Below are 16,159 nucleotides of genomic sequence, written 5' to 3'. Positions count from 1 at the left end.
ATTTTCCAAACTAATCCGAAAGGGTTACGGCCAAAAAGGACGGTTTTCGCGTCAAAGTTGCCGTTGTTGCGCAAATGCAACGACGTAGAAAAATGACGAAATTGGGGTAAATGACAGGCGAAAATGGGAAGTTACCCACAACCGCCATCGGGGAAAGCCGGAGCCAAGCCGAGGATTCGCTCGGGTAAGCGAATCCTCGTTGTGGGTTATTCGACGTCGCGGACACGCTGAATTGCAGCCTCGATCTTTTTAGCCGCAGCTTCGAGTTCAGCGAGACGCTCGCGCTCAGCGGCGACGATTTCCGGCTTGGCATTGGCAACGAATTTCTCATTGCCGAGCTTCCTGTTAATTTTTTCGAGCTCGTCGGCAATCTTGCCGGCTTCCTTTCCGAGCCGCGCCACCTCGGCATCGACATCGATAAGGCTGCCAAGCGGCAGGCAAGCAGTGGCTTCGCCGATAACGAATTGCGCTGAGCCCTTCGGCACATTATTGCCGATCGTGATCGAATCGACGCGCGCCCGCCATTTGATCGAGGCCTCGTGCCGCTGGAGCCGCTCGCGCGTGGCTTCGTTGGCTCCGACGACGACAAGTGGCGCAACCGCCGCTGCCGGGACGTTCATTTCGGCCCGTACGGAGCGAATGCCGGTGACAAGATCTATCAGCCAGTTGATATCGGCAGCGGCTTCAGCATCGAGGAACTCCGGCTGCGGCCATGGAGCATGGCAAAGCAGCGTATCGCGGGTCTGGCCCTCTCCAGCCGTATGGGCCCAGAGCTCCTCGGTCATGAAGGGCATGAACGGGTGGAGCAGCTTGTAGATCTCGTCGAGCACATAGGCAGCGCAAGCCTGCGCTTCCGCCTTCGCTTCGGCATCCTCGCCATTGAACACCGGCTTCAATAGTTCGATGTACCAATCGCAGAACTGGTTCCAGACAAAGCGGTAGGCTGCGCCCGCCGCTTCGTTGAAGCGATAGCTGGTTATCCCGTCGGTGACGTCGCGCACTGCATTGGTCAGTTCGGTCAGGATCCAGCGATTGACCGTGAGCTTGGCATCCTGGGGGCGGAACGACGGGTCACGCTTGACGCCGTTCATCTCGGCAAAGCGCGTCGAGTTCCACAGTTTGGTGCCGAAGTTGCGATAGCCGGCAATACGGCTCGGGTCGAGCTTCACGTCGCGCCCCTGCGCCGCCATGATGGCAAGGGTAAAGCGCAACGCGTCTGCGCCGTATTCGTCGATAAGGTCGAGCGGGTCGATGACATTGCCCTTCGACTTCGACATCTTGGCGCCGTTCTTGTCGCGGACGAGAGCGTGCACGTAAACCGTATGGAACGGTTCTTCATTCATGAAGTGCAGGCCCATCATCATCATCCGGGCGACCCAGAAGAAGATGATGTCGAAACCGGTGACGAGCACATCGGTCTTGTAATAGGTGGCAAGTTCCGGCGTCGTGTCCGGCCAGCCAAGCGTAGAAAACGGCCAGAGTGCCGAGGAGAACCAGGTGTCGAGCACATCTTCGTCGCGCGTCAGGATTTCACCGGGCTTGAAGTTCTCCAAGAGGTCTTCGACATAGGCCTTCATCGGGCCTTCATGGGCTAGATAATGCTGGATAGCGGCGCTCAGTGCTTCTTGCTCGGTACGCTCGACGAAAACCTGGCCATCGGGACCATACCAGGCCGGGATCTGATGACCCCACCACAGCTGGCGGGAGATCGTCCAGGGCTGGATATTTTCCATCCAGTCGAAATAGGTCTTTTCCCAATTCTTCGGAACGAAATTGGTCCTGCCTTCGCGCACGCTCGCGATCGCCGGCTTGGCGAGTTCGGCTGCGTTCACATACCATTGGTCGGTCAGGAACGGTTCAATCGGCACATCGCCGCGGTCACCATGTGGGACCATGTGCGTATGTTCCTCGATCTTTTCGAGGTAGCCGCCCTCCTCCATCATGGTCACGACCAGCTTGCGCGCAGCAAAGCGATCCTTGCCGTCGAGTACATGGATGAGTTGGGTGAGGTTTCGCGAAGGCTCGAGGCCTTCCAGGAAATCGTCATTGTCCTTCAGGTGTATCGAGGCATCGGTATTGAGGATGTTGATCTGGCGCAGATCGTTGCGCTTGCCGACCTCGAAATCGTTGAAGTCATGAGCCGGCGTGATCTTGACCGCCCCGGAACCTGCTTCCGGATCCGCATAGCTGTCGGCGACAATCGGAATATGCCGGCCGACGAGCGGCAGCACGACATTGTTGTCGACCAGCGCATGATATCGCGTGTCGTCCGGATTGACGGCAACACCGGTATCGCCAAGCATGGTCTCCGGGCGCGTGGTAGCGACGACGATGAACGTGTGCGGGTTTTCCGGGTCGAACGCGACGTTCTCAAGCGGATAGCGGAAATGCCAGAGATTGCCCTTGATCTCCCGCTGCTCGACTTCGAGGTCCGAAATCGCGGTAAGCAACTTCGGGTCCCAATTGACGAGGCGCTTGTCCTTGTAGATGAGACCTTCCTTGTAAAGTGTTACAAAGACTTCGAGAACCGCCTTCGATAGACCTTCGTCCATGGTGAAGCGTTCGCGCGACCAATCGCATGAAGCCCCGAGGCGCTTGAGCTGTCCCGCGATGATGCCGCCGGACTCCGCTTTCCATTCCCACACACGTTCGACGAACTTTTCACGTCCCATGGCGCGGCGCCCGGGAAGCTGGCGTTCCATCAACTGGCGCTCGACAACCATCTGGGTCGCAATGCCGGCATGGTCCATTCCAGGCTGCCACAGAACGTTCTTGCCGCGCATGCGCTCGAAGCGCACCAGAATATCCTGAATGGTATTGTTGAGCGCATGGCCCATATGCAGCGAGCCAGTGACATTGGGCGGAGGAATGACGACGGCAAAAGGATCGGCGCCCGGTCTCGAACCGGCCCCGGCCTTGAAGGCCCCGGCCTCGTCCCAGATTTCTGCGATCTTCGGCTCTATGGCCGCTGCGTCATACGTCTTCTCAAGCATGCAAATGGTCCGTCATTTCGCGGAAAGGATTGGCTACGGTGTAAACCGAATGCCTGCCTATAAGTCAATGATGCTTGTCGAACGCGCGCCCGGCACTGCTCGTAGAATCATTGGGCTTCTTACCCAATGGCATGCGCAATGTGGCGCATTTTGGTTCAGCGAGCGCATCCTCGCCCGCGCGGTGCAGCCTCGCCGAAAATGCGATTGAATTGGAAGGCCTAGGCCCGCCGCCCACCACGTGCGACGCGCTCGATCTCCTCGCGCACCAGACGCTCGACCAGCGTCGGCAGGTTATTGTCGAGCCAATCCTGCAAGAGCGGGCGCATGATCTCCTGCGCAATCTCGTCAAAGGAGCGGCGCTGCTCATTGCGCACGGCAAACGACAAATTGTCAAAAGCGGCGCTGACTTCGCGCTCCGCTGCTGCGGAAAGGATCGGCTCCAGCGCCTGTTCGAGATTGAGCGAGACCGCCTCGTCCGGATTTGCGCTACGCACGTCTTCTTGTTCCTTCGTTGGCTCGGCCAGGTACTCGGTCACTGCGGCAGGTTCTACCCGTGGCGTAACCGGCGGCCTGACATCTGCGATCGGCTCGAACTCCGGTAGAAGAGCTCGAGCCTCCTCGATACTCATCTCAGTCACTGGCTGCTGGAGATGGGCCGGAACATCCACAACGGGCGCCGACACGACAGTTTCGTTCGCTTCAGCCTGCGCCGCGTAGCTGGCGGTTGCCTGCTCTGTCGCATCTTCGGCGGGTAGTTCCATCGGTTTCGCCTGGGCAATCTCCGGTTCGCTGGCTTTCGCCTGCACCGGTGACGCAGCCCTGCGCAAGGGCGCTTCAAAGGTCGGCCTTGCGCTGGCAACAGGAGGCTTTAATGCGATACCCTCGCGCGGCGGCAAGACGGGCTCCTCGCTGACGGGGGGCTCGGAGCGCGCTACAGGCGAAGCGACGTCGGTGTTGACTGCTTTGGGCGGCACATCGTCGGTCCGCGTCGTATCGCTTTCTTCAATGATACGACGTATCGATGCGAGAATCTCCTCCATCGAAGGTTCCCGCGCGACGCTGGATGATTGTGCCATAATACCCTTGCCCACTACATCTTGTTCCGTTGCGCTGCAACGAATCTGCATTCAGTGTAGAGGCTCGGATTGAGTTTGAGAATCCCTGCGCGCGGTGTTTGGCGCTAACCCACAGATTTTCTGGAGGCGATTGTCGGAGACCTGAAATGAATTTGCCGCCAGGCGATCGACCTGACGGCAAATAATCAATCAGAAACGGAGAAGAGTTAGCGGCCGTCTGGTGTCCGCAAGCCGATCCACTTGTCCTTGACCGCATCGTAATGCTCTTCAGGCTTGTACTCTGCAACCTGGAGTCCAATCTGCATCGCGGTCAGGCGACCCACGGCGGAAAGAACCGCATAGCTCGTCACCACGCTGTCGCGCTCCGCTTGCGCGAGATTGATCTGGCCAGTCAGAACATCAGCCTGGGCATTCAAGACGTCGAGCGTTGTCCGCTGTCCGACCTTGCGCTCTTCGATGACACCGTTCAGAGCGAGCTGGGCGGCGGCAACAACCGAACGCTGCGCAACAATCTGCGCCTTGGCGGACTCCATCTGCGAATAGGCTTGGGCGATTGCCTGGCGCACGCTGTCGCGAGCGACGTCAACTTCGATACGACGCTGGCCCAACGTTTCCTTTGATTGGCGCACGAGCGCGGAGGTTCGGCCGCCATTATAGATCGGGATCGTCACCTGTATGCCCGCCGAAGCAGACGTTCCGTCGGTTGTTCCCGAACTGATACCACCGGAAAAAATCTCGTCGCGTTGGATAGTGCCATTCAAGCCGATCTGCGGCAGGAGTTGACCTTCATTGGCCTTCACATTGTAGCCCGCCGAGTCGACAGCGTACTGTGTGGAAAGGATCGCGGGGTGATTGTTGGTGGCAATGGAGAATGCCTGATCCATCGATTTCGGTACGGCTTTCGTTGCCATCGCCGCTGCCGCAAGCCTGCCCGGAGCGTCACCGACGATCTGGATATAGGTCGCCTCTGCGGTCTTCTCGTCGGACTTTGCAGCATCGAGCGTTGCAATCGCGGAAGCCTTTGACGCCTCTGCCTGCGCAACGTCCGTCCGGGTGCCCTCGCCAACGTCGAAACGCGCCTTTGCGGCGCGCAACTGTTCATCGAGGAACTCGAGGTTCTTCTGGCGCAAAATGACGATCTGCCGCGTCAGATAGACGTTCATATAAGCCTGCGCAGCGCTGAAAAGCAGGTTCTGCTCGTTATTGCGCAGGTTTTCGCGCGCGGCCAACACCTGGGTTTTCGCAGCCTTGATGTTGTTGCTTACGGTAAAACCGTCGAAAAGCACCTGATTCACCGAAACGCCGAATGTACCAACATTCGAAGTGCCGCTTGGGCCGCCATCCAGGCGGCGATTGGTGGACGTCAGATCCGCCGTCGCAGAAACGATCGGGCGGTAGCCGGACTTCGCGACTGCAACGCCCTCATCGGTAACGCGCACGCCGGCCCTGTCTGCGTTCAGCGAAGCATTGTTGTTATAGGCCTTGGCCATCGCGCCAAAGATCGTCTCTGCCATCGAAGGCGTTGTGGCCAACACCGTCGCTGACAATAGCGCTGCGGTTAGAACTCGCTTACCCGCTTTGAACACCATAAGCCCCTTCATTCTCTAACTCTCACGTTTAACCGAACCGATTGGTTCGACAACATGTGGTTCAATAACTGCCAATTGCCAAGATGGCCACAGGCACAACTTCCGATGTGCAACAAAATTCAGCTACAGTTGCACATTTGTCTCATCGCCCGCAGTCAGAACTCGAACGCAGCAACCTTCTCAAATCCAGGAAGCGGTTTGACCGCGGCATTGAAGGCACGGCGCCCGGAAACAATCCCCTCATTCTTTCCGTAGAGCATAGCCTTGCCCGCGTTTCCGGTCCCCACGACCACCGCGAGTCGTCCCCCCTCCTTCAATTGGTCGAATAATGTACCAGGAACTTCGTCCACGCTACCCTCAATAATGACTACATCGTAGGGCGCTTCGGCCGGATATCCCTGCTTCAGCGGCGCATTGACCAGAACAACGTTGTCGAAGCCGAGCGCAGGCAAGGTTTCGGCGGCCTTGTCGGCCAATTCCTTGTCGCTTTCGAGAGCTATCACCGAGCTTGCGATTCGCGACAGGACAGCAGCGGAATAGCCCGTGCCGCAGCCGATATCGAGAACGACATCGCCGGGCTGGATATTACAAAGCTGTACGAGTTTCGCGAAGGGAGACGGCTCCATCAGATAGCGCGGGCCCGATTCGGCACGATCCGAGGCGAGCAGCACATCCTCGTCGATATAGGCCAGCAGCTGACGCGCGGCCGGCACGAATTTTTCCCGTGGAACGTCTAGAAAAGCCTGCAGAACGGCCTTTGCGGTCACATCAGTCGTGCGCAACTGATTGTCGACCATCTTGATCCGCAGGTCTTCGAAATTCGGTGTCATTCTCTACAAGCTTTCCTGGCAAGGCGCTTGCAACCACTACGCTTTGCAAGCGCGTAACATGCTTCTGGCGAATCCCCATCAAACCCGCCGTCTGTCAAGCTGATGGTCCTTCGCAGGATCACCCTCTCACAGAAGTTACTATTTTACTTAAAGGGTGTGGCAAAAAATTCCGTTAGCGTCAATGAATGACTAATGCGCTTCGGACTGCATGACCCAATTTGTTGGAGGATTGCGGCGTTCGTGCACCACTTGCCCATGCGCAAAGCCGGGCGGAGATCATAGCCAAATGACGCCGGGAGCGTGCCTCGGGTACGGTTGCTTAACCCTTGGCCGAATGCGGGATTGAACGTTGGGCGCCCACCTGTCATTGTCCACATGGAACGCGGAGGATGCGTCCACATGGACGATAGGAAATCGAGGCAAATGATTGAGGTCAAAGGATTCGGCGATGTTCCGTTCACGCAGGACGAGTTGACCGGACTGGCCGACCGCGCCGCGCTTGAAGAACATCTCGACAGCCTGTGCGGCACCTATGCGGACAGCGATTTCGACGATCGTCTGCAGTTCGCAATCCTGTGCATCGACGTCGACGGCTTCGGCAAGTTCAATGAGCGCTACGGCCGCGCCGATGGCGATACCCTGCTGCGGTTGGTAGCCGACCGGCTCCAGTCGTGCATGCGCAGGAACGATGTCGTATATCGCATTGCCGGCGACGAATTCGCCATCATCCTTTTGCAAGTAACCGCCAATGAAGTTGCGAACATCGCCGACCGCATCATCGGCACCGTATCCGAACCGCTCGATCTCGGGCGCGCGGAACCGGTCACGGTCACCGTCAATGTTGGCGCAGCACTGGCGCCGCGCGACGGCGACACGCCGGAAAGCCTGCTCTGGTGTGGCGACGCAGCGCTCTACATCGCCAAGAAGGCCGGCAAGGGCGTTTACCGCAGATACTCGGAACGACGTTCGAGTTGAAAGATCCCGGCATGCCCCGCTTCTCGCAGTAACCCTCGACGATAGCCTGCGATTCAGGTGGCGAAAGCCGGTTTGGCGCGCGCTCCCATGCGCAGCATGAAATACACGCCGCCACCGATCGCCACGCCGAAGAACCAGCCATAGGTTCCCCACCAGGATGGCAGAATACTGGTGAAGGTCGGAAGTATCGAAGAGAACAGGACGCCGGCCGCGAAGGCAATGAATGCATTTGTATGCCACCCACCCTGGAAACGGAATTCCCCGTTTTCCTGGTAAAGCGCGTTCACATCCAGGACGCCTTTGCGTATCAGGTAATAGTCGACCATCATGACGCCGAAGATCGGGCCCATGGTCGATCCTATGAAGTTGACGAAGTGGGCAGCACCCGTCTCCCACGGCGCGAATGGATAGAGCAACAGGGCGATCAGTGCCGCGATATAACCGCCGCGCTTGAAGCTGATCTGCCGTGGAAAGGCGTTGGAAAAATCGAAGGCCGGGGAAACGAAATTCGCCACCACATTGATGCCGAGTGTCGCAACGGCAAAGGTAAGAGCTGCCAGCAGCGCCAGGAACCAGTTGTCGAACTTCGCTGAAATGCCATCGGGGTGTAGAAGCACTTCACCATAGACCGTGTATGCGGCTGTCGTGGTGATGCCGGCCACGAGGCAGAAGGCGAGCAAATTGATCGGCAGGCCCCAAAGATTGCCCTTGCGCAACGTTTTCACATCCTTCGCGTAGCGTGAAAAGTCACAGAAATTGAGATAGAGCGCGGCGAAATAAGTGATCCATGTAGCCGCCACCGCTGCGAGCGCGGCAACTGAACCGGGTTCACCCGGAACGCCCGCATCCTTGGTCTTTTCCAAAAGCACATCGCGCGGAATTTCGCTGCCGAACGAGAATGTCCCCGCCTTGATGACCAGATAGATCGCAAGGAAAAGCATCATGATCCACACCGCAGGACCGGCCCAATCCTGAAACCTGCGGACCGTTTCCATGCCGCGCTGGATGATCATCAGCTGCAGCGACCATATGATCACATAGCAGATGACTTCCAGCGTCGAATGGCCGAGCATATGGCTGTTCTGGTGGAAGTTGAGCATGGCGTCATTGCGGATCAACAGCGCGACGATGGCGCCCGAGGCCGCTGCGGTCTGTGCACCATACCAGAAGCATGCCACCACGGCCCGCACCAGCGCCGGCACGTTTGCACCGAACGTGCCGAACGACGCTCGGGCGAGCACAGGGAACGGCACGCCCGTCTTGACGCCGGCATTGCCGACGAGGCTCATGAGGAAGAAAATCACCAGAGAGCCGAGGCCAATGGCGATGATGAAATTGAGGAAACTCCCGCAAAGAAGAAAAAGACTGGCCGCGAGATAATAGCCCCAAAGACTGTGAACGTCCGACGTCCACACGTTGAAAATACTGAAGGCACCCCACTTTCGTTCCGTGGCAGGTGCCAGATCCTCATTGTGCAATGCGGGTGAAGGATTGCTTAGAGACATATCGCCTTCCTAATTCAGACGGGATATCGAATAGTTCAATGCCCTCGGCATTGAACGCTGCAACCCCAATCAACCCCTCCAACAATTGGGAACGCTGATTGGTTTCGCAGAGCATAGCCAACAGTTGAGCCATTTCCTATTCTATTGTGCGCAGGCTAAATACTTCTCCACAATCGTATTTGCACTGACGAGCCTTGTGATGGCGATGAATTGCGGCACGACGTCTGCGCATACGGCTGTGTTACGCAAAAAGCCGGCTCTGCAACGCTCGTGCAATCGAGTATATTGAGCGGAAGGGGGCGCGAACACGTGTTCAAGTGGCGTCGATCAGTCTGGATTAGCGTAGGCATCATCTCGCTACTTGCGGTAGCCACGGCCTTGACTGTCTTGAGTTTCCGGTATGATGGAGCCGAAGGCCGAAAAGCAACGCTCAATCGCGAGGAGATAACGCCAAACGATAAGGGCACGACGTTCCCTAACGCTGACGGCGCGTTCGGTGATGTGAATGCGAAACCGCCTCCAGACGCCTATCCTGCCAAAGGGCAGGTAAGCACCCGCCTGGACGAACGTGGCGAAACCCTCAAGGCCCTCCCCGTCGGCAAGATTGTGTTGATTGCTCCCGGAGAAATGACGGTCCAGGAAACGCGGACCGTGAGTGCTCGCGTCGGAGTCAACATTTCTGACGAGGTTCTCATGGGAACGGTGACCCATGATGAACAGACTTCGTTAAAGACGTTGCGCGTTTCGACAGAAATGGAAGCCCAGCTGGAGGGCAGCTCATTCCGTATCGTGCCGATCAGTGAGCGGGTTCAGCCAATTGCCGAAGGGGATTTTCCAACAGTTTGGAAATGGCAGGTGACGGCGCTTAACGAGGGAGATCAAATTCTGGAAGCTACTCTTTATGCGCTCATTCCTGACGGCGATTCTACAGCACGCCTGCGTATCGACAGCTATTTCGGAGAAGTCTCCGTCAAGGTGAAGCCTGCGTCCTGGGGCGAAGTGTTTCTCAAGACGCTGGTTCCACTCCTGGCGTCGCTTGTAGTGATCGGCGGGATCATAGTCTTGGTCGCACGCGTGCGACGGCGCAAAGCACCTTTGTTACCGCAAGGAGGGGCCGCGTCCTTCGTCAAAAGCTCCCAAACGGTCAGCGACCCAGCTTCTGTCGACTATACCACGGTCAATTGGGACGATATCTCCGGCAAACAGCAGAAAGTCCTTCGCGAATCGATTGTGCGCACGTTTCCTAAAGCCGCGGACTTCGACTTGTTCCTCGCGAACGAACTCAATAAAGGGCCGATGGGACTGAAAGTCAGTGATGGCGGATTTGAGCAACAGGTCCATGACTATCTGCTTTATGTCCAAGCCGAGGGATGGACCCTCGATCTGGTTCGAGCCCTCCAGGAGAAGCGCTTTCCGAGCACCAGGCATCTCGTCGAGCAAATTCGAGCGACTGCAAGCATCGACGCTCAACTCAATTGACGAGGCTACAGACCTGATGCTTGAGGAAATGTTCGGTTGAAAGGACACCAAGCCACACCCTATGGGTGAAGCGGTGGCCCATGCTGCCACACCCGACAAAAATCAAACATTTCAGAAATTTGGAGCGGAGCCGGACAAGTTGGAGGCCTCGCCCGGAATCGAACCGGGATACAAGGATTTGCAGTCCTCTGCGTAACCACTCCGCCACGAGGCCTCAACTGCAGTCGAAGCACGGAATAACCCGTTGAAACTCCGGTGCTGTTCTCTATGAGACCGAAATCGCTCCGTCAAGCCATTCCGAACAAATTCCTCATCCCATTCCGAACAGGCGTTCTCGCATCGTTCCTGATTGGTTAAAATTGGCTCTGTGACCACCCGGCTTGCCTTCACAAAAGTGCTTCCATACTAATGGGAAATCTTCACCGGTCGCCCGAGGCTTGCGACTTCAGGCAGGTATCCCATGGCAAAGAAAAAGAACGCATAGTGCTGTGGACAGGAGATGCGATAGCGCGCGCCTCGACTCACCGCCGACGCCGTGGTTCCAAACACAGGTACTATTGCGCAACTGCACAATCTACTTGGCGAGACGTTGGGGATGGGCAGCGTGACCAAAGTCCGCTTCATCGGTGATGTACACGGCAAGTATGACGGATACAAAGCCGCAATCAAAAACGTGCCGTTCAGCATTCAGGTTGGCGACATGGGTGTTGGCTTCCGGACAATCAGATACGGCGAAGAAGTTTGGGCAAGAAACCCTCCATTCGATAGGATGAGCAAGGGACGGCACCTGTTCATAAGGGGCAATCACGACAACCCCGAGGTCTGCCGTCGCCACAAATACTGGATCCCGGATGGCACAGCGGTGGATGGCATCTTCTGCCTTGGCGGTGCAGTTAGTATCGATCGCGCCTACCGCACGGAGGGGCGGGACTGGTGGTCAGACGAAGAATGCACGACGGCCGAGTTGCAAGACTGTGTGAGCCGATACGTAGAAATGAAGCCAGAGATCGTATGCACACACGAATGCCCCGAATCTATCGCCGGCGAAATCATGGCTGCCGTCAACAAAACCAAGGTTGCGGACGGCTCACGCACGCGGCAAGCCTTGGAGACAATGCTTGATCACCACCAGCCTCGATATTGGGTGTTTGGCCATTGGCACGAGTCTATGATTTTTCAGCGTGGGCGAACGACGTTCCAGTGCTTGACCGAACTGGAATTTGTCGACGTTGATGTTGCTGATACGGGCAGCGAGGTTCATGCAATCTGATACGCACGCCATGTCGCTTACAAATCACTCCCGCCATAGGTGCGTACACGGAAAGCCCGACTGTATGCGGCCAAGTCATCACGTGCCAGAGCCGTCTTTCTTGTTCGCGGCATTCCCCTTCCAGCGGCGTCCGAGCTTTACCTCCAACTGACGCCGCTTGCGCCGCACCAGGGCAGAATCATGCGACAGGACGACGAGGCCGAGCGGAATCATCCAGAACCCGAGAACCGGGAGAAAACCCAACGTACCGCCAGCGACAAGCGCACCGCCAAGCGTGCGACGCATTGCCACCGATTGCGGCATGGGTACGTGGCGGCCGAGAATGCGCATATGCCGGCGCTTGACCCGGGCCTTGTGCGCCTCCTCGGCGTGTTCCTTGTTGTCTTCCGGGCGCGCAGCCAAAACTTTTCCCATCATCTGGACGTGTTTCGACCGGATGTAAGAAGCCGGGCCGGCCATGTCATCCTTCCATTATGCACATTTGCGGAAAAAAAAATCGAAATGGTCCTTTGCAAAAGCGAAACCCTTTTGCTATAGGCCACATCGCTGATGACTGAGTAGCTGTTCCCCGGTAGCTCAGCGGTAGAGCAACCGGCTGTTAACCGGTTGGTCGCTGGTTCGAATCCGGCCCGGGGAGCCACTTCCAAGCACAATCCCAGACATTCATTGCAGTTTTTTGAAGGCCGGCGAGCTTCGCGTACTTACGTGTCGGGCCATATGCAACGCCGGATCCGGTTGATTTTACCGGCCTGCGGCATCGGCGTTTACTAATTTATGGTCTGGAACCGCACCGCTCCATTGCTCAGAAACACTGCCTTGTCGAATAAGGCGAGATCGAGCGGATTGGGCAATCGAATATCTCGCAGATCGGGACAGGGTTTCAACGATGGATCGTATGACCGGTCGATCTGCGAAATGAAGACGATGATCAGCCCTCGTTGCCGTGCAAACCCTCGCAGCGCTTGCACCTGTGTCGTCAGATCCGGTCTGTCGCGCTTTTGATCGAGTAGCTGCAGATAATCGATGACGGCCAATGTCCCATTTGGAGCCTGTGCCAGTCGCTCGATGATGTAATCGGCGCAAATGGCATTGGAGTGGTCCAGTTCGAAACTTTGATCAAATAGCGTGGGATTGACTCCGATGGCGCGCAAGCGATCGACGACGTCCTTTGCCGTGTATTCGAGCGTAAAGAACGCGCTTTGCCGGCCCGCCTTCATCGCTTGAACGGCCAGCCTGAGACCCATCAGCGTCTTGCCCTGGCCGGGCCGCGCGCCGATCAATACGAGGTCGCCCGGATCCAATCGGGAAAACAACTCGCTGGCCGGCAAGCCTGCAGGCGCTGTGGCTGCGAGCAAGCTCCAGCGCGTAAACCCTTCCCTCGCCGCGATCTGATCGAGCGCCTTATGCAGGGGAATGCCGAGTTCGCGTGCGAGGTTTTTGGCCTGACGCTTCAAATGGAAAACGGGTGCCGACAATTTCATCTAAATAACCTCCTATTGCGAGCATATGCTGCAGTCCCTCCTTATGCGTCGTGCTCGAACAGTCGGTTTCAAAAATCTTCACCCTGCATGAATGATGCTTTCCCGAATGGAGGGGGGAGGCATGGGCTTTGCCGAAGCCGATTCGTAGCCGATTCTGCGTGGCAGCGGCAAGCCGTGCGGGGCGAACAATGCACCCTTGCGATGCGGCTGCTCGTATGCTCGAATTATGATCGTCGCCCTTCGATGACCCTTGTACCGAGCTGCCCATGTCGTTTCGACCGCCACAAAACACTTCATCCGGTCTCGATCGCGGAGCGCCGCCGAGCGCGATCGACATGGAAATCATCGCTGAAATGGCAGCGGCGCTGGGCCGCGCGGGACAGAAAGTCGAACAGGCGCTGGAGCAACTGAACGCAGCCTCGGATACTGAACGCGCGGCGCGCCTGAAGGCAGCGGCGAAAGCAGTGCACGCCTATTTCATCCAGCGCGAACTTTGCGGGCTGCGCAGACATGACGACGCGATCAACCACTATGGTATCCCGCGCGCCGTGCTGGTGCGGCTGGGCGCCGACTAGGATTCATAGACCAACGAATACGCGTGGCGCTGCCGCCTGTTGAACTTTGCCGGCCTTGCCGCGTTTTGGAGGCTGCGGAGCGTGCTTCCAACACCGGCTTCGCTTGAACCGGCTTCATTTCGCCGGGATTTGTTCTAGTCTCGAGCGAAATGTTCAAGGGAAAGCGCGAATGGCATATGAGATCTTGACGCCGGCCGAAATGAACGAGGCCGACCGGCTCAGCATCGCTGCCGGACCGGGAGACGGGTATACGCTGATGCTCCGTGCCGGCGAAGGCATCGCAAGCCATCTCCTTGCCCATCATGGCGATGCAACTGCGTTTCACGTGCTTTGCGGGCCCGGCAATAATGGCGGCGATGGTTATGTGATCGCCCGCGCGCTAAACGACAGCGGCGCCAGCGCCTTCGTTTGGTCGGACGGCGCGCCCAAGGCCGGCACCGATGCCGCCCGCGCACTTGCGGACTGCCCGCTACGTCCTCGTTCAATCGATGGCTTCGCGCCCCAGTCCGGCTCTGTCGTCGTCGACGCCTTGTTTGGCGCCGGGCTGGACCGGCCGGTCACCGGCAAGGCTGCCGAGGCGATCGAGCGCGCCAATCGAGCGCCGGTGCGCCGGGTAGCCGTCGATGTACCTTCGGGGCTCGATGGCGCAACCGGCCTGCCGCTCGGCACTGTCTTCCATGCGGATAGCACGATCACATTCTTCAGAAAAAAGCCTGCGCATTTGCTCTATCCGGGCCGCGCGCTGTGCGGCGATCTTATCGTCCACGATATTGGCATCAGGGATGAGGTGCTCGCCGCGATCGCGCCGCGCTGCTTCGAGAACGCGCCCGGCTTGTGGCGGGGCCAACTCCCCTCGCCTGATTTCGACACCCACAAGTATCGTCGCGGCCACGCCGCCGTATTCTCGGGCGGCGCCACGTCAACGGGAGCGGCTCGGATTTCCGCCACGGCTGCCGCCCGCAGCGGCGCGGGCGCGGTCACGGTCCTTTCTCCAGGTGAGGCACTTGCGGCCAACGCAGCGCATCTGACGTCGATCATGCTCAGCCGGTGCGACCATGGACAGGATCTCGCTGACTTTATCGAAGCGCGCCAGCCGACCGCCTTCGTTATCGGGCCCGGCTTCGGTATTGGCGAAAAGACGCGCGCCCTTGCGCTTGAGCTCCTTGACAAGGCGCCCGGACACTTCGTCTTCGATGCCGATACGATCACATCGTTCAAGGACAAGCCGGATATGCTGTTTGCCGCGACCCGGCGTCTGCCGGAAGTGCGCCTGGTGCTTACGCCGCACGAAGGCGAGTTCAAGCGCCTCTTCCCTGATCTCGATGCTGAGGCTATGCCCTCAAAGCTGGAGCGGGCACGCGCTGCAGCTGCGCGCGCCAACGCAATCATTATCTATAAGGGCGCCGATACCGTCATTGCAGCGCCAGACGGGCGCGCCGTCATCAACAGCAACGGTACGCCCCTTTTGGCGACCGCAGGTTCGGGCGATGTGCTTGCGGGGCTCAACGCAGGACTGATGGCGCAGGGCATGGCGCCGTTTGCCGCGGCCTGCGCGGCGGTTCATATCCACGGCGCGGCGGCCCATGCACTTGGCTTTGGGCTGATTGCCGAAGATCTGCCGCGGGCAGCGGGGATAGTTCTAGCCTCTCTGATGGAAACCGCAGAGGAGAGCAAATAACCGGGCCGGAGGCGCCGATCCCGGTACGCCTGACAGGAATGCCACGCCACTCAAGGCGTCAATTATGGAGTTACAGTATGAAACCTTCGCTGCTGCTGACAGCCCCTCTCCTTCTCGCCGCTTTGACCGGTTGCGCGGGGATCGACTACGCAAAATCCAACTATGGCGGCCTGCCACAGCAACAATTTACGGCGAGCAACGGCCAGTCGTTCCAGATCATCGACAATCCGCAGCGCAACCGCTTGATGATTGGACCGGGTGGCGGCGGGGGGGCGACGCAAGGTTTTGTCAAGGGCCTTGCGGGCGGCGTAGCCGGCGGTCTGGTGGCGACGCCACCGGTAGTCTACCGCGACGCCGCCGAGCAGTTCCTGCGCAGCACCGGGCGAAACTGTACGGCTCAGGACGTGACCGCGATCATGGATCCGCGCTATGAGGTTCGCTACACCTGCATCGGCGGGCGAACCAACCAGGATCGATTGTTGGGACCGGCCCAATAGTTCGACGCCCGCATTAACCCGGTCTTTACCTTGATCGTTCACCTTGTTCCCGAGCGCGAAAAGGTGTTGCGTACGCGCTTCCCGTTTTAATCGATGCACGTCATCATTCTGTCGTAATAACAGGGTAGTGAACGTTCTCAAGCGAACAGCTTATCTTCGTCTTTGACCACGGATGTACTGGCACTGATGTAGAGGTAAGTTTAGGAAGGTC

General features: G+C 58.1%; 13 protein-coding genes and 2 tRNA genes. 7 read left to right on the top strand and 8 right to left on the bottom strand.

Annotated features, from left to right (window positions below; genetic code table 11):
- Positions 1-206 precede the first annotated feature (206 nt).
- From GF108_RS17065 to GF108_RS17050, 4 genes are all read right to left on the bottom strand, one after another.
- Positions 207-2,993, bottom strand: a complete 2,787-nt coding sequence (locus tag GF108_RS17065; RefSeq protein ID WP_153669257.1) for a valine--tRNA ligase — start codon at positions 2,991-2,993, stop codon at positions 207-209.
- Positions 2,994-3,211: 218 nt separating this feature from the next.
- On the bottom strand, positions 3,212-4,069 hold the full coding sequence (locus GF108_RS17060; protein ID WP_153669255.1) for a PopZ family protein: 858 nt from the start codon (positions 4,067-4,069) through the stop codon (positions 3,212-3,214).
- 206 nt (positions 4,070-4,275) lie between these two features.
- Positions 4,276-5,670: a TolC family outer membrane protein gene (locus GF108_RS17055; RefSeq protein WP_091945836.1), complete on the bottom strand. Its 1,395-nt coding sequence runs from the start codon at positions 5,668-5,670 to the stop codon at positions 4,276-4,278.
- Positions 5,671-5,813: 143 nt separating this feature from the next.
- Positions 5,814-6,488 carry a protein-L-isoaspartate O-methyltransferase gene (locus tag GF108_RS17050; protein WP_153669253.1) on the bottom strand — a complete coding sequence of 225 codons (675 nt, stop codon included), beginning with the start codon at positions 6,486-6,488 and terminating at the stop codon, positions 5,814-5,816.
- 423 nt (positions 6,489-6,911) lie between these two features.
- Between GF108_RS17050 and GF108_RS17045 the strand changes: the two genes are divergently transcribed.
- A complete protein-coding gene (locus GF108_RS17045; RefSeq protein WP_051614898.1) occupies positions 6,912-7,463 on the top strand; it encodes a GGDEF domain-containing protein in 552 nt (183 codons plus the stop codon).
- A gap of 53 nt (positions 7,464-7,516) precedes the next feature.
- Here GF108_RS17045 and GF108_RS17040 read toward each other — a convergent pair whose 3' ends face one another.
- The gene (locus GF108_RS17040) at positions 7,517-8,968 is read right to left on the bottom strand and encodes an NCS1 family nucleobase:cation symporter-1 (RefSeq protein WP_153669249.1); all 1,452 of its coding nucleotides are present in this window, start codon (positions 8,966-8,968) and stop codon (positions 7,517-7,519) included.
- 309 nt (positions 8,969-9,277) lie between these two features.
- On the opposite strand from GF108_RS17040, the gene GF108_RS22760 reads away from it, so the two are divergent.
- Positions 9,278-10,447 (top strand): effector-associated domain EAD1-containing protein, encoded by a 1,170-nt coding sequence (locus GF108_RS22760; RefSeq protein ID WP_153669247.1) that lies wholly within the window; start codon positions 9,278-9,280, stop codon positions 10,445-10,447.
- A 140-nt stretch (positions 10,448-10,587) separates the two neighbouring features.
- Here the strand turns inward: GF108_RS22760 and GF108_RS17030 are convergent.
- Positions 10,588-10,661, bottom strand: a tRNA-Cys gene (locus GF108_RS17030).
- 390 nt (positions 10,662-11,051) lie between these two features.
- On the opposite strand from GF108_RS17030, the gene GF108_RS17025 reads away from it, so the two are divergent.
- A complete protein-coding gene (locus GF108_RS17025; protein ID WP_172982660.1) occupies positions 11,052-11,717 on the top strand; it encodes a metallophosphoesterase in 666 nt (221 codons plus the stop codon).
- 78 nt (positions 11,718-11,795) lie between these two features.
- Here GF108_RS17025 and GF108_RS17020 read toward each other — a convergent pair whose 3' ends face one another.
- Positions 11,796-12,047 carry a hypothetical protein gene (locus GF108_RS17020; protein WP_036814496.1) on the bottom strand — a complete coding sequence of 84 codons (252 nt, stop codon included), beginning with the start codon at positions 12,045-12,047 and terminating at the stop codon, positions 11,796-11,798.
- A 235-nt stretch (positions 12,048-12,282) separates the two neighbouring features.
- On the opposite strand from GF108_RS17020, the gene GF108_RS17015 reads away from it, so the two are divergent.
- Positions 12,283-12,357: transfer RNA gene (locus tag GF108_RS17015), tRNA-Asn, on the top strand.
- Between the two features lie 127 nt (positions 12,358-12,484).
- Here the strand turns inward: GF108_RS17015 and GF108_RS17010 are convergent.
- Positions 12,485-13,198 (bottom strand): DNA helicase, encoded by a 714-nt coding sequence (locus GF108_RS17010; RefSeq protein ID WP_153669243.1) that lies wholly within the window; start codon positions 13,196-13,198, stop codon positions 12,485-12,487.
- A gap of 266 nt (positions 13,199-13,464) precedes the next feature.
- Between GF108_RS17010 and GF108_RS17005 the strand changes: the two genes are divergently transcribed.
- The 3 genes from GF108_RS17005 (at position 13,465) to GF108_RS16995 (ending at position 15,948) form a co-directional block, all read left to right on the top strand.
- Complete coding sequence (locus GF108_RS17005; protein WP_113280697.1) at positions 13,465-13,773, top strand: DUF6665 family protein; 309 nt, start codon at positions 13,465-13,467, stop codon at positions 13,771-13,773.
- A 169-nt stretch (positions 13,774-13,942) separates the two neighbouring features.
- Positions 13,943-15,451, top strand: a complete 1,509-nt coding sequence (locus GF108_RS17000; protein ID WP_153669241.1) for an NAD(P)H-hydrate dehydratase — start codon at positions 13,943-13,945, stop codon at positions 15,449-15,451.
- Positions 15,452-15,528: 77 nt separating this feature from the next.
- Positions 15,529-15,948, top strand: a complete 420-nt coding sequence (locus GF108_RS16995; protein ID WP_153669239.1) for a hypothetical protein — start codon at positions 15,529-15,531, stop codon at positions 15,946-15,948.
- The last annotated feature ends 211 nt before the right edge of the window (positions 15,949-16,159 follow it).

This window comes from Phyllobacterium sp. SYP-B3895, assembly GCF_009647635.1.
Taxonomy (GTDB): Bacteria; Pseudomonadota; Alphaproteobacteria; order Rhizobiales; family Rhizobiaceae; genus Phyllobacterium; species Phyllobacterium pellucidum.
The sequence above is the reverse complement of the archived record's forward strand: the minus strand, read 5'-3'. Positions and strand labels throughout refer to the sequence as shown.

What these genes read in the sequence shown, in the direction of transcription:
- GF108_RS17010 (WP_153669243.1), bottom strand. Translation starts at nt 13,198, where the DNA reads ATGAAATTGTCGGCACCCGTTTTCCATTTGAAGCGTCAGGCCAAAAAC.
- GF108_RS16995 (WP_153669239.1), top strand. Translation starts at nt 15,529, where the DNA reads ATGAAACCTTCGCTGCTGCTGACAGCCCCTCTCCTTCTCGCCGCTTTG.
- GF108_RS17040 (WP_153669249.1), bottom strand. Translation starts at nt 8,968, where the DNA reads ATGTCTCTAAGCAATCCTTCACCCGCATTGCACAATGAGGATCTGGCA.
- GF108_RS17050 (WP_153669253.1), bottom strand. Translation starts at nt 6,488, where the DNA reads ATGACACCGAATTTCGAAGACCTGCGGATCAAGATGGTCGACAATCAG.
- GF108_RS17060 (WP_153669255.1), bottom strand. Translation starts at nt 4,069, where the DNA reads ATGGCACAATCATCCAGCGTCGCGCGGGAACCTTCGATGGAGGAGATT.
- GF108_RS17055 (WP_091945836.1), bottom strand. Translation starts at nt 5,670, where the DNA reads ATGAAGGGGCTTATGGTGTTCAAAGCGGGTAAGCGAGTTCTAACCGCA.
- GF108_RS17065 (WP_153669257.1), bottom strand. Translation starts at nt 2,993, where the DNA reads ATGCTTGAGAAGACGTATGACGCAGCGGCCATAGAGCCGAAGATCGCA.
- GF108_RS17045 (WP_051614898.1), top strand. Translation starts at nt 6,912, where the DNA reads ATGATTGAGGTCAAAGGATTCGGCGATGTTCCGTTCACGCAGGACGAG.
- GF108_RS17000 (WP_153669241.1), top strand. Translation starts at nt 13,943, where the DNA reads ATGGCATATGAGATCTTGACGCCGGCCGAAATGAACGAGGCCGACCGG.
- GF108_RS17020 (WP_036814496.1), bottom strand. Translation starts at nt 12,047, where the DNA reads ATGCGCATTCTCGGCCGCCACGTACCCATGCCGCAATCGGTGGCAATG.
- GF108_RS17005 (WP_113280697.1), top strand. Translation starts at nt 13,465, where the DNA reads ATGTCGTTTCGACCGCCACAAAACACTTCATCCGGTCTCGATCGCGGA.